This is a genomic window from Enterovibrio paralichthyis, assembly GCF_019209835.1.
Taxonomy (GTDB): Bacteria; Pseudomonadota; Gammaproteobacteria; order Enterobacterales; family Vibrionaceae; genus Enterovibrio; species Enterovibrio paralichthyis.
Window position 1 is genome coordinate 48,946 of the sequence record NZ_JAHUTS010000026.1, and the last position, 13,222, is coordinate 62,167.

Below are 13,222 nucleotides of genomic sequence, written 5' to 3' on the forward strand. Positions count from 1 at the left end.
GCTAGGCGGCGGACAGTGCCGCCGCGATTTTTGCCACGCCGTTTTCGATATCTTCCAGCGAGCTGTTGCCAAATCCCGCCACCAGTGCGCGCGTCATCCATGTCGGCATCGCTGAGTTGTCTGCCGGGTTGAAATAGTAACCCAGCGTGCGGATTGAGATACCCACCTGTGCCAGTCGCCGCTGGACATCTTCCGCCAGCGGGCCATGTTTCCAGCTGAAAGTAACATGCAGCCCTGCCGGTTGGCTGATAACGCAGACCCTGTTACCCAGCTGTTTTTCCAGTAATTCGACAAACAAGCGGTGTTTTTGCTGATAGAGATGACGCATTTTGCGGATATGACGCAGGTAATGACCTTCCGCAATAAACGCGGCCAATGCCTCTTCCACATAGGGCGACGTATCACCACCTATGGTGTATTTCAACGCAAGACAGTCATCAACCAGAGATTCGGGCACTACCATGTAGCCTACGCGCACCGCAGGCAGGAAGGCTTTGCTGAAAGTGCCGATATAAATGACACGCGCATCGTCACCATGCAATGTCGTCGCCAGCCCTTGAAGGGAGGGATATGGCCGGCTGGCAAACTGGAATTCACTGTCATAGTCGTCTTCAATGATCCAGCGATCATTTTTTGAAGCCCACTCAATACACTGCATACGGCAATGTGTATCAATACTGGTTCCCATGGGGTAGTGGTTACTGGGCGTAAGATAGAGCGCCTTACCGTGAAAATGTGCCAAAGCGTCAATATCTGTGCCCGTACCTGGGCTGACCGCCATGTGTTTTATGACCGCGCCACTTTGCCTGAGCACTTTATGCATCTACACATAGCCGGGCAGTTCCGTCATCACTTCGTCGTCCTGTTTCAACAGCGCCTGCATAGCAATGTAAAGCGCCTGCTGTGCACCCAATGTCAGAATAATACGGTGAGGTGGCGCGGAGACCGACCGGCTGGATGAGAGATAGTCGCTCAACGCCATTCGCAAAGCAGCACTGCCCTGTGTGGTGTTTTGTCCTGAAATCAACGGGCGCTGAAACTGCTCCTGCATTGCCCTCGCCCATTTTTTATAGGGAAAGTTGACCAAATCCGGCACGCCGGTAGAAAACGGGCGGTTACGCTCAACAATTGTCTGGGTGTCGTCGCTTGAAACCGCTTCTGAATTAGCGGGCGCTTGTCGGCTTCCAGCCAAGGCTTTCGGCGCCGCCTGCAGGTACTTATCCGGCGTCGACACCTGAATAAAAAATCCTGCACCGGGGCGGCTGTCTATATAACCTTCGGCTCTTAACTGGTCATACACCGCCGTGACGGTATTACGGGAAATACCCAGTTCCGTCGCCATCTGCCGGGATGCCGGGAGCTTGCCGTTTCTCGGCCACTGACCGCTCAATATCTTGGCTTGAACCGCTTCATACAAGGCTTGCTGCTTTGTGCTGTGTCGTCCATCCAGCTCAAGATCCCCGATATCGATTGGCTGCATTTTGGATCCATCCATTTATCTAAATTGGTTCTATCTAAGGTGCCACTTCTCCCCTAAATTGCAAGTTATTCAGGGAAGCAAACAGAAGGACAACGCGATGGAACCCGGTGCAACCAATAGAACAACACTCAAGAAAGCCGCCCACAAAGCCGTCGAAGATAGCGCAGCACTGCATGCCATCATCGACGAGGTAAAAATTGCCCATGTGGCGTTCAGCGATCACCGTGGCCCAACAGTGATCCCCATGCTGGCGTGGCGGGTTGGCGATAGTGTCTACATCCACGGCGCCAGGAACAGCCAGCTCATCCGTCACCTTAAAAAAGGTGAGCCCTGTTGCCTGACCTTCACGATTTTCGACGCCTGGGTATTGGCACGCTCTGCCTTTCACCATAGCGCCCACTACCGCTGCGCCATGGTATTTGGACAGTTTGAGACCGTGGAAGGCAACGCGACAAAGTTTGAAGTGTTGGATGCATTTCTTGAGCAGATTGCCCCCGGAAGAGGTGCCGAAGCCAGACCCAGCAATGAAAAAGAGCTGACTGCCACCGAAGTGCTCCGCATACCACTGACGGAAACCTCAGTCAAAATTGGTCGACATGGTGTCAATGATGACAAGGAAGACATGGATTTACCCGTATGGGCCGGGATCATGCCATTTCGTACTGTGGTCGGCCCGCTTGAACCCACGGCGGATAACCAGGTAGAAAATGCACCTGATTATTCAGCGGCCTACCCTGGCCGTTGGTATGAATAACCTTGAGTAAATATGCAAACCCCAAGTCGTTTGAAGCACTTGGGGAATGCCTGCCTCCCTGATATATTGATTTTTCGACCTTCAGGAGAGGACAAGGATGAGCACTTTCAATCGTGTGGCCATTGTAGGCGGCACCCATGGCAACGAATTCAGTGGGATTTATCTTCTAAAAAAATGGGAACAGTCTTTGGGTACCATTTCCCGTCCGTCTTTCGAAACGGAAACCCTGTTTGCCAACCCAAATGCATTCCGCGACAACAAACGCTATCTGGACTGCGATCTTAACCGTCAATTCGTTCCGGCCGATTTGGCTAACCCGGAACTGGCCAACTACGAGCAAAGTCGCGCCAAAGCGATAAACCTACAATTGGGGCCAAAAGGCGACGCACGAACCGATCTTGTCATCGATTTACACAACACCACCAGCAATATGGGCCCAACCCTTATCTTGCTGAAAAATGATGCTTTCAACACCCAGTTGGCTGCTTATGTGGCGGAGCGTATGGACAACGCGGTCATCCTGTTTGAGGATCACTGCTCCATGGAGGAGCACTACTTCCTCTGCTCCATTGCCGAGCAAGGCATCATTATTGAAGTCGGTCCCCAGTCCCAATCCGTGGTTCGCCAGGATGTGTTGGAATGGATGGAAACCATGACCCTGCACATTCTTGACTTCGTTGAACTCTATAACAACGGCGACGTGCCACCACTGCCTGACACCGTCAGTGCCTATCGCTATGTTGAAACCTTGAAGTTGCCGGAAGACGAGAACGGTGAACGAATCGGCATGGTGCATAAAAATGTGCAGGACGCCGACTTCAAACCTCTGATAAAAGGCGACCCGATTTATACCCTGTTCGATGGTACTGAAATCCTTTGGCAGGGCGACTATGAGGCGTATCCGCATTTTATTAATGAGGCCGCCTACTATGACAACAACCTCGCGATGTCACTGGGTAAGAAGGTAGACATTCAGGTTATTAAATAAATCTGGAATCAACCTATCAATTATTAAGCGCCAATTTTAATGGCGCTTTTTTAATGCCAGTTGAATAGGCATATCAGGCGGCGGTGATAATGAATCTCTCATTTTAAAACCAGAAAACAAATTAATCGGCACCCTGTCCAGATTATTACCCCATATTGCAAGCGCTGACAATTTCCTGACAAATCGCAGTCCGCACGCTGATATTCAAACACAAAAACGACTCTACAATCCTCCAAAATTTCAGTGAGTTACCTTCAAGCAATTTGTATATCCGCTAAAAAGACATGAGTTCTCCGTGATCGCACTTCCATGTCGGTAACCTGGATGTCTATTTCGCTTATCCCAGCGTCACGCATTCAGTTAATTTAGCGCTGATACCCAATCGACCAAATATGACTGTCTTCTTTAGATTGGGTGCAGAACTTTTTTTACATCATTTATTAAGGAATATGACGGCCATGACTTTCAAGCCAAATGCAATTTGCGCTGCCCTTTTCCTGGGGTTGTCGAGCTTTACTTCTCAGGCCGCTGTTGCGCCAACCAGCGGTGACGATATGGTCAACCCTCAAGCGGGTGTTGTGGTCGGTTACTGGCACAACTGGTGTGACGGCGGCGGCTATAAAGGCGGTAACGCACCGTGTGTCACCTTGGAAGAAGTCAACCCAATGTACAACGTGGTTAACGTCTCCTTCATGAAGGTTTTCGATACCGCAGAAGGCCGCATTCCGACTTTCCGTCTCGACCCAGCAGTCGGCCTTTCGGAGCAGGCATTCACTGACCAAATCAGCGAACTGAACCGTCAGGGACGCGCAGTACTGATCGCTTTGGGCGGCGCTGACGCGCACGTGGAAATGAAAGCCGGTGACGAACAGGCATTTGCTGATGAAATTATCCGCGTGACCGATCTTTATGGCTTTGACGGTCTGGATATCGACCTGGAGCAAGCAGCAGTTACCGCAGCAGACAACCAAACCGTTATTCCGGCGGCACTGCGTATCGTAAAAGACCACTATAAAGCGCAGGGCAAAAACTTCCTGATCACCATGGCGCCAGAGTTCCCGTACCTGACCCAAGGCGGAAAGTATGTGCCATACATCACCTCGCTGGAAGGTTACTACGACTGGATCAACCCACAGTTCTACAACCAGGGCGGTGACGGGGTTTACGTTGACAGTGTGGGCTGGATTGCCCAAAACAACGACAACCTGAAGCAGGAATTCATTTACTACATCTCTGATTCGCTGGCGAACGGAACCCGCGGTTTCCATAAGATCCCACACGACAAACTGGTGTTTGGTATTCCAACCAACATCGATGCCGCAGCAACCGGTTTTGTGCAGGACCCGAACAAGCTGTACGCAGCGTTCGGTCAATTGCGTGACCAAGGCCAGCCACTCCGTGGTGTCATGACCTGGTCTGTTAACTGGGACATGGGTACCAACGCAGCTGGCAGCCAATACAATGAGCAGTTCATCAAAGATTACGGCCCGTTCGTTCACGGACAAACGCCACCACCACCATCAGAAGGCAAGCCTGTATTCAGTGGCGTGAACGATGTACGTGTACTGCATCGCTCCAACTTTGATGCACTGGCCGGCATCACAGCATTCGATAAAGAAGATCAGGATCTGACCTACAACATTACCGTTGAAGGCAGCGTTGATACCTCTGTGCTGGGTGAAACCGTGCTGGTTTACAGTGTCATCGACTCTGATGGCAACGAAACCAAAGCCCCACGTAAAGTGGACGTGTACAGCCAGAAACCGGTATTCAGCGGCGTTGAAAATACAAGCGTGAAAGTCGGCACAGCTTTTGATCCACTGGCAGGTGTTACAGCCACTGACGCAGAAGATGGCGTGCTGACAAACAGCATTGTTGTCGACGGTATCGTAAACACCGGTCTGGTTGGCAACTACACGCTGACGTACACCGTTTCAGACAGCGCTTTCCAGACTGTCTCTGTTGAGCGCCGCGTATCTGTAACCCATGGCAGCACCTGTGCCAATGCTTGGAGCGCAGACGCAACCTATAACGGCGGCGACATCGTGAACCATGCTGGCAAACAATGGCGCGCAGAATGGTGGACCCGTGGTGACGAGCCAGGCACTACCGGTGAATGGGGCGTTTGGCGCGTGGTTGGTGACAGTGACTGTGGTGACACAGGCCCGGGCATTCCAACGCCAACCCTGAGCCTGTCTGGTGTGAACCCAAGCTACACCACCAACGACGGTTCCATTACGGTTGACCTGACATTGAAAACCAATGAAGCCATGACGGTAGATGTTTCCGTTGCAGGCGCATCGGTTGTCGCTGGCGGTGAAGCGCAGGTGATGGTGGATGGCACAGTAAATCTGTCTCTGGCACTGAGCGGCGTCGAGCAAGGTGCATACTCTGTGCTGGCAACAGCGCAGACTGAAGACGGCAAAATCCTGTCCCAGAATGCAGCATTCACCGTGAAGACAGGCTCCGTGACCCCACCTCCAGGTGGCGAATACCCAGCATTTGTAGCCGGTACCAACTACGCGGCAGGTGACCGAGTTACCGGAGCTGACGGCAACGTTTATGAATGTAAACCATGGCCTTACACTGGCTGGTGTTCGAGCGTTTCTTACGCTCCGGGCGACAGCCTGTACTGGTCAGATGCCTGGGATCAACTCTAATCCCCGGTTTAGAAACCATTAACGACAAAGCGCCGCAGTTCAGTTTGCGGCGCTTTTGTTTTTTACGGTATTGCGCGGTTACTGCGTTACACCGGCAATAACCGACGGGTCACCGTCTATGACCGGCATATCACCGATATCTGCATCGCCGCTGACTGAAGTCGGTACCGGTACTGAGGGATCAGACAAAGTCAGAGAGGTGCACTGCCCACTTGCGCTTTGCATTGTCTGCTCGATTTCCCGCGCCTTTATTACATACTGCGAAGATCCTCCCATCACCACACCATCAGCAATGGAAAACTCAGGGGCATAGCGGTTCCCAGTTTGCACATAAGGAAGTCCCCATAAATCCCCATTTCCGCCGTAATTGACCAAATAGGTCTGCCCTGCAAATGCACCCGCACTACCTGATCTATCATTGGCGTTGGTATGGGTGTAGGTAAATTGCAACGGCTTATCAAAGCTCAGTATGTCGCCATTACCGTCTTTTACCGCAGTTAGCTGGTTCCAGGACGACAGCCCTGTCTCCCAAACATAGTATTCCGTCACAATGGTAGGGTCGTAGATGTCATAGGCATTGCTGACTGTTGACGTCACCATAGGGCCAGACCTCACCCCCCAACTCCAGGGAGAGTTGTTGAGACTGGACGAAGTCAGTGAACCGTTAAACTGCACCGGTTCTGAGCTGTTCACGCTCACCAGGGTCAGCGCATTCCCGCCCGAAACACTAAAGGTAAACTGGTGTGGACCGGATCCGCTTTCAAACGGACTGCCAGCACCACTCCAGCTTGTCAGCTCACCGGCATCCAGCGTTCCCAGCGGGCAATTATCGTAACAGTAGAGAGTCAATGAGCCGCCGTTGAGTTCCTCCCCCGCTCCGGTTTCACTGCCGTTAATGAATTTCTGCTCATAGTAGGTCAGAGAGGTTTTCCCCTCTAAATACTTCACTTCCCCACCCAACTGCTCGGAATACATGTACAGGGACTCGTTAGTGCTGAGCGAAATCAGGGTTGGTCCATAAACCGCGACTGTCGGCCCATTATTTCCCCAAGTCAGCTTGCCGGTTTTATAGAATCCGTCCTGCCCGACACTGTCGGCAGCAGCTGTGAGGTATTTGACCACCCACTGGTCAAAGGTGCCGTCGCTGAACAGCGCATCGTCCCAGTAGGAAAACGCGATACCGCGGGCATTGGCGAGCGCCAATGTCTTCACCGAATTTTTGACCAACCTTCCCGGTGCTTTAATCACGGTATACGGAATTGTCACCCCATCATCACTGCGCACAACCGTTTCACCGTTGGTCACCGCATTGTCGACTTCCGTCCACAACCCCCAATAGCCGATGTAACCAAAGCTGTCATAGTTGCCGTTGTTCTGGCTGGCATATTTGATAGGGAATCCGCTGTTTACTGAAACCGCAGCGCCGGTGGTTTTATTAAAGAGATCATAACGATGTACGTCATTGTTAAATTGGGTACGGCTAAGGCAGGTACCACTGTTGTTGCCGGATTTGTAAGGCAATGAACCAAAGCTGCTGGCGTTTTGCACCAACACATTGTCAGCGTTGAATGCCAGAGCATACGCACCGCTTTCATCCGACGCTGTCAGGGCAATCCCGTTGCTACGGTCTGCATCCATGACCACGCTGGCGCTTTGGGTGTAGGAATTGGAACCATTGGAGCTGGACTCGTAGAGGGTAAACCCGATCGAACCCGGCACCGAGTCCAGGGTTATCACTTCACCGCCACCCCTTGGCGTTAAATTGTCAAAGTTGTCGAAAAACTCGAAGTTGAACTGAAACTGGCCAAATGGATTGGTATCGCTGGCGCCTTCGGAGATCACCGCCTTGAACTTAATCGCCTGCTCGCCATCTCCGCCCCCCATTTCAGGCAGCCATACATTCACAATCAACGGGCTGCTTGTAGATTCGCGGGTGACATCCGCAACTGCGGTCACATAAGAAACCGTGTTTGCCGCCCCGGCTGACTGTCCGGTAGAGCCATCATCCGTATCATCAAAACAGGCTCCTTCGTCAGCCAGCACCAGATATGGCCCCTGATTGGCAAATTCCGTGGTATTAAACTGCGCAGTAAAACAAAGGATGCTGTTTACCAGTTCAATGGGTTGTAACGCTTCGTTCCACACATAACGTTTCTGGGGTGCATTGGTATAGTCAGTGCCTGCGTCGTTAAATGCAGCCTGGGCGATGCCGACGCTCGTAAGAACCGATACAGCCGCGATAACCTTATTCAGTTTCATTGGTCACGACCTCCAATTGTTGGGGCAGTTGCAAGCTGCTAGTCGAGGTAGTCGCACTGCTACCGTTATCTGAACATCCCCAAATCGCACCAAGTAACACGAGTACCGATATCATCCGAATCGTCATAAACACCTCACTAACACACTTTCTGTGCTGTCTCACATTTGAGTCACACGTAAAGCATAGTCACTATTGGGTGATAATTGTGACGAAGATAACACTAGACACTATCCGAACAGCCTCCGTAACATCTTGTTTTTATTGGAATCATTAAGTCATGATTTCGCCGAAAAACCGGAAACTCACATTACACTTCATACACTTATAGTTTGAGTGGGTATTTTTATACAACCATTGAGTAGCGCACCATTAAGTGATTAAAATCACCCTTTCAACATATTTGGTAATCACTAGTTCAATTGTGAAACGAAATGGTGATGAATGTGATCCCGATCGGCAGTTGCATGTTGCAGGTTACATAGACTGGTTCCGAAAACATTGACAGCAATGACATACCAACAACGAAAAATTGCTGCGACTGATGCAAACACAGAGGGTAAATCGATGAGTGAAGTACTTTTAGCAGTTTTTGCTGGCGTGTTGGTGGGCTTTGTCTTCAGCGCCATTAAACTCCCACTCCCCGCACCGCCAGTTATCTCGGGCATCATGGGGATTGTAGGTATCTATATTGGCGGACAGGCTTATCAGTTAGTGGTTGAAAAGTTCTTCTCATAGGCCCTTTTTCTTTTATTTGCCCTTTCTTGCTGAAAACGGCATTGAATTCGACTTTCTAAATTTGACGTGAAAATTCCGAGGAGGATTGGTGTCTACAGGGAAGCTACCGCCGGCGGCAGATGGATTACAACTCAACTTTTGTAAAACATTGGCGTGTCGAAACTTTGGATTGAGTGATGCGAAGCACTACCTGCTTCAAGACTCTGATCCGTCCCGTCCCGGTTTGGTATGCCGAGAGTGTGGCGCTTTTCCTCCTCTCCTTAATAACCAAGAGGTGCTGATAGAACTCAACCGTCTAAAGCAGCAAGACACCGGCAACCTTGCCGCCTGCCATACAGAAGGCTGTGTAGCGCAAGGTCGTCCGGTTCTTACCAACCGTGAGTATTATCATGCCTTCGGATACAGCGGTGAGCGGCAGCGCTATCGCTGCAAACACTGCCAATCAACCTTTGTTGATAAATGGTCGAGCAGCAACCCGAAAAGTGAAATACAGCAACGTCTGTTAGGGTTGTTGTTTACCGGCCATCCGGTCCGCGAGATCTGCCGTAAACTCAGCATAAATCCCAAAACGTTTTACGATCATCTGGATCAGATCGCTGCCCGCTGCCGCAATAAACTCGCCAGTGTCGATGCCCGTTACCTGCAAATGTGTAAAGAACAGCCACTGGCGTCTTCAATACGTGCGCTGCAGCCCCAAAGTAGCAACGGTGTATTTTGGCTGGCAACCGGACATGCAGGTCACGGGTATGTGTTGCTGCAAAGCATCAACTACTCGGCCGACGAAGAAGCCCCTGAAAACACCGCTGATGCATATCAGGCAGAGGCGCGTCTCGTCCCGGACAGTTTCCCTTACGCGGCAGAACCCCATCTCCACCAGCCTAAAGATCTGCTCGGTCAGGTAAATGCCAAATACAAGGAAATCCTTTCCCGAAGCAACGTGGAAGATCCTTACACTCGCCCGGTAAACATCGACTATCCATCCAAAGGGTGTTTGATCCGGCCGCAATACGCCGCCTATGCACAGTACCTGCGTCTTAAAGAACTGACTGAATCCTGGCAAACAGTCACGCTTTACCTGCCGCAAGAGACTCTGCTGCGTTCAGCCATTATCAGTATTTTTAAAGACAGGTTGGGTGACCGGCTGTGCCATCCCGTTTATGTTGTGCAGTCGCCATCATGGAAAGAGCAGGATTCACCGGAAAACATCGATATTATGCTGTTGAGTTGGTGGCGTGACCGTTGGGCATTCAGCACCAAAGGCGAAGCCAGTAAAGCGATCTCCCATCTGGGGCGCGATACCGGCAATGAAGCGCACTGGCTGCAACACGCAACAACCCATGAAATGGACGAGTACCAGAACCGGTTCCATCTCCAGTTCCGCTCATTAATTGACGAACCGAGAAGGCGTTTGCGCCCCGGTGGCTTGCTGCCGTTGCTGGATATCTACCGTGCGTGGCATAACCTTTGCCGCCAAAACAGCCAGGGTTACACCCCAGCACAGTCTCTGGGATTGGCTAGACACCCCTATACATTGGCCAATTTATTGGCGTAATTATTTGAGGACTTAATATTTCAGGGCGCAAATGCGCCCTTTTTTAGCGTCTAAGAAAATGATTTCTGAACGACAGATACAAAAAAAGCGAGCTAAACGCTCGCTTTTCCAGCATAGGCAATTCCGATTACTCGTCAGCTTCTGCTTCTGAGTAGTCTTCCACTGCGCCACTACGAGAGGTAGAACACAGGTTGTAAACTACGTGCTTGTGATTGATTTCTTTAAGGTATTTCAACCAGCAAAGCGCATATTGTGAGTCTGCAGCACGACGACCGTTCACTTCGTCGACAAACTTCTGCTGTTCTTCGTCCTGTGGAACCATCGTACCTTCGAACAATGCTTTCATTGTACGACCACAGGTTTCCAAAAGTTGCGCTTCCTTAATAGTGAAATAGCCGGATCGGGCGAAACCTTTTGGAAAATGCTTGTCATCAAAAAACTTTTGACCACTAAACATTATTTAGCTCCTTAACAAATTTGCGCAATATTCTTCATTAAACCATTAAGGTGTAAAGCAAAATATTGTTGATCTGACGATTAAGAAAATTAATTCTTAATGCGGTTTATAGCGGTGATTTCGTATTCTGTCGAGTTCTTTACACCAGATATTCACTAAAATTTATAGGTAAGGTAGCCGACACTTATTCATTGGTCGAGTCATCAGGTAGCAACTCGTTGTAATAATGTGAAAAACATCATTCTGTGAATCTTTTTTTGCGTCTGACTGCCCAAATTATCGACATTTGGCTTCAGTTAGAAAATCTCACTCCTGTGTCGAAGGTCACAGAAACAGGGGCCTGCAGCTCCGATCGACAACCTCATGCCATCGAGTTGGCAGTAGGATGCGACAGAGCTCAACTTTCTACTCGTGACAATCATTTTTTTTAATCAAACAGCGCGAATTTTTTCGTTGTATTTATTTGATGCACAAGATTTATGCTTGGCTAGCACTGCCGTCATCAGAGTGCAAACGAACTTTCATCAATAAATCACATTACGTCGGCTATATTCATAGAGACACATGACGTGACCGGAAATGCGGCAAGCGTAGCGCACGGATACGCCGACTGAAGTAATGTAAATGAACAGGGTTAAATATAATGGCCAAATGGGAACAGTGGCTGAAAGACGACACTAATAGAAAAGTGAAATTTCATTCTAAATTTCATGATGAATACGACGATCATGCCCAGCGAGGAAAGAAAGGGCGTCGTAAGTCGCGACCTAGTCGCACATCTCAAACCGAATTCCCGTTCGATTGATGACATAAGCCAGCGATAAACGCTGGCTTTTTTGTATCTGGTGGTTTGGTTGCTGTTAGAAGAAGAGGTTGTAGCTATACCCCGTCGCGATTGCCATCCCCAACACCACCACAAGGAACGACAGTATCAGTGGGTTTCTAAACATCGACTTGAGCATAATTACCTCTGTGATACTGGCGCCTGCGCTGCCAATGACAAGGGCCATCACAGTGCCAACAGCCATTCCTTTTGCCAATAAAGGGGCGCTTAACAAAATCACAGCCTCTGCGCGAATATACAACGGAATCCCAACAACGGCGGCCATTGGAACGGCAAATGGGTTTTCCTGCCCGGCAAATGACGCAATCCATTCTGCAGGCATTGCACCGTAAATCACTGAGCCCACCGCCACGCCAATTAGGATATATGGCATCGCCGATTTGTAGTCTTGCCAGACACCGCGCCAGATTTTTACCCACTTGCTTTCCAGCGTTGTCTTAGCCCCACAGGTTGTCCCACAGCAACTTTTAGCCGGCTCTTCATGGGCAATCGGCCTGAGATACTTTTCAAACCCTGCCTTCTCCAGCAGATAGCCTGCAGCGATCGAAATAAACAGCGCAGAACCAAAGTAGTAGGCGGTGACTTGTGTGCCAAAGGTTAAAGCGAACAGCCCAATAATCATTGGGTTTAACAGGGGGCTGGCAAACAGAAACACCATCATGGTGCCAAAACCTGCCTGCGCTCTGATAAGACCTTTGAGAAACGGAATAGTCGAACAGGAGCAGAACGGGGTGATCGCACCAAGAAACGCTGCCATCACATAGCCCTTGCCATTCTTGCTACTGAGGATGCTCCGTATTTTTTCAGGCGGCACATAGAGCTGCAATACCCCAACCAGGTAGCTGATCACCAAAAACAGCACAGTGATCTCCGCCGCCAAAAAGAAAAACATACCCAACGTGGACTGGAGTGTGTCTGTGTTCATTTTACAACCTCTATATTTCTAGAATATTCGAAATATAGATTCACACTTTCACTCATGCAAGATATTTCTGTTATTATCGAAATATTATTCTCAACCGGAAGACACAATGGAACTCGAAACTGTCGCTAAAGCCTTGAAAGAGTTGGGGCACCCTACCCGTTTGGCTATTTTCAAGCGGTTGGTCAAAAGCGGATACGCCGGTATTGCCGTTGGAGAAGTACAAGAAGAGTTGAGCATACCGGGTTCAACCCTTTCCCATCACCTTTCCAGTTTGATGTCTGCCAACCTGATTAAGCAGCGGCGAGAGGGGCGTACGCTATATTGCGTCCCGAACTATGAGCAATTGAACGGGGTGCTGGCGTTTTTGCAGGAAGAATGCTGCGCCGATGAATCACTTGATGGGACGGAGATCCAAGGGTAATAAAAGCAGGGCGATCGCCCTAATGCCAGTCAGTTAAGCTGACTGGCTTTCTTTTTATTGGGGTATTTCTTTGCCTTAGGCTTCACGGCTCTCGGGTATATTCGATCTTCTCGCTTAATGGGCAACACATGATGTATCGCCTCCTC

9 protein-coding genes and 1 pseudogene are annotated in these 13,222 nt (G+C 50.0%); 6 read left to right on the top strand and 4 right to left on the bottom strand.

Translation table 11 applies throughout. The features are described 5' to 3' along the window. Window position 1: 1 nt before the first annotated feature. A pseudogene (gene pdxR, locus KU854_RS25080) lies at window positions 2-1,495 on the bottom strand (MocR-like pyridoxine biosynthesis transcription factor PdxR). Between the two features lie 82 nt (window positions 1,496-1,577). On the opposite strand from pdxR, the gene KU854_RS20990 reads away from it, so the two are divergent. From KU854_RS20990 to KU854_RS21000, 3 genes are all read left to right on the top strand, one after another. Further along, complete coding sequence (locus tag KU854_RS20990) at window positions 1,578-2,234, top strand: pyridoxamine 5'-phosphate oxidase family protein (RefSeq protein WP_218360284.1); 657 nt, start codon at window positions 1,578-1,580, stop codon at window positions 2,232-2,234. 97 nt (window positions 2,235-2,331) lie between these two features. Then, window positions 2,332-3,222, top strand: coding sequence for an aspartoacylase (locus tag KU854_RS20995; protein WP_218360285.1), 891 nt, complete (start codon window positions 2,332-2,334; stop codon window positions 3,220-3,222). 458 nt (window positions 3,223-3,680) lie between these two features. Continuing rightward, window positions 3,681-5,882, top strand: coding sequence for an immunoglobulin-like domain-containing protein (locus KU854_RS21000; RefSeq protein ID WP_218360286.1), 2,202 nt, complete (start codon window positions 3,681-3,683; stop codon window positions 5,880-5,882). 78 nt (window positions 5,883-5,960) lie between these two features. On the opposite strand, the gene KU854_RS21005 is transcribed toward KU854_RS21000, so the two are convergent. After that, entirely contained in the window at window positions 5,961-8,141 is a 2,181-nt protein-coding gene (locus KU854_RS21005) for a hypothetical protein (protein ID WP_218360287.1), read from the bottom strand. A 565-nt stretch (window positions 8,142-8,706) separates the two neighbouring features. On the opposite strand from KU854_RS21005, the gene KU854_RS21010 reads away from it, so the two are divergent. Next, complete coding sequence (locus tag KU854_RS21010) at window positions 8,707-8,877, top strand: XapX domain-containing protein (protein ID WP_218360288.1); 171 nt, start codon at window positions 8,707-8,709, stop codon at window positions 8,875-8,877. 88 nt (window positions 8,878-8,965) lie between these two features. Beyond that, complete coding sequence (locus tag KU854_RS21015; protein ID WP_218360289.1) at window positions 8,966-10,429, top strand: lactate dehydrogenase; 1,464 nt, start codon at window positions 8,966-8,968, stop codon at window positions 10,427-10,429. Window positions 10,430-10,556: 127 nt separating this feature from the next. Here the strand turns inward: KU854_RS21015 and KU854_RS21020 are convergent, their stop codons facing one another. Both KU854_RS21020 and KU854_RS21025 read right to left on the bottom strand, forming a co-directional pair. Then, window positions 10,557-10,886, bottom strand: coding sequence for a MaoP family protein (locus tag KU854_RS21020; RefSeq protein ID WP_218360290.1), 330 nt, complete (start codon window positions 10,884-10,886; stop codon window positions 10,557-10,559). 860 nt (window positions 10,887-11,746) lie between these two features. Next, window positions 11,747-12,655: a permease gene (locus KU854_RS21025; RefSeq protein WP_218360291.1), complete on the bottom strand. Its 909-nt coding sequence runs from the start codon at window positions 12,653-12,655 to the stop codon at window positions 11,747-11,749. A gap of 106 nt (window positions 12,656-12,761) precedes the next feature. Between KU854_RS21025 and KU854_RS21030 the strand changes: the two genes are divergently transcribed. Next, the gene (locus tag KU854_RS21030) at window positions 12,762-13,076 is read left to right on the top strand and encodes an ArsR/SmtB family transcription factor (RefSeq protein ID WP_218360292.1); all 315 of its coding nucleotides are present in this window, start codon (window positions 12,762-12,764) and stop codon (window positions 13,074-13,076) included. The last annotated feature ends 146 nt before the right edge of the window (window positions 13,077-13,222 follow it).

What these genes read in the sequence shown, in the direction of transcription:
- KU854_RS21000 (WP_218360286.1), top strand. Translation starts at nt 3,681, where the DNA reads ATGACTTTCAAGCCAAATGCAATTTGCGCTGCCCTTTTCCTGGGGTTG.
- KU854_RS20995 (WP_218360285.1), top strand. Translation starts at nt 2,332, where the DNA reads ATGAGCACTTTCAATCGTGTGGCCATTGTAGGCGGCACCCATGGCAAC.
- KU854_RS21025 (WP_218360291.1), bottom strand. Translation starts at nt 12,655, where the DNA reads ATGAACACAGACACACTCCAGTCCACGTTGGGTATGTTTTTCTTTTTG.
- KU854_RS21030 (WP_218360292.1), top strand. Translation starts at nt 12,762, where the DNA reads ATGGAACTCGAAACTGTCGCTAAAGCCTTGAAAGAGTTGGGGCACCCT.
- KU854_RS21020 (WP_218360290.1), bottom strand. Translation starts at nt 10,886, where the DNA reads ATGTTTAGTGGTCAAAAGTTTTTTGATGACAAGCATTTTCCAAAAGGT.
- KU854_RS20990 (WP_218360284.1), top strand. Translation starts at nt 1,578, where the DNA reads ATGGAACCCGGTGCAACCAATAGAACAACACTCAAGAAAGCCGCCCAC.
- KU854_RS21010 (WP_218360288.1), top strand. Translation starts at nt 8,707, where the DNA reads ATGAGTGAAGTACTTTTAGCAGTTTTTGCTGGCGTGTTGGTGGGCTTT.
- KU854_RS21005 (WP_218360287.1), bottom strand. Translation starts at nt 8,141, where the DNA reads ATGAAACTGAATAAGGTTATCGCGGCTGTATCGGTTCTTACGAGCGTC.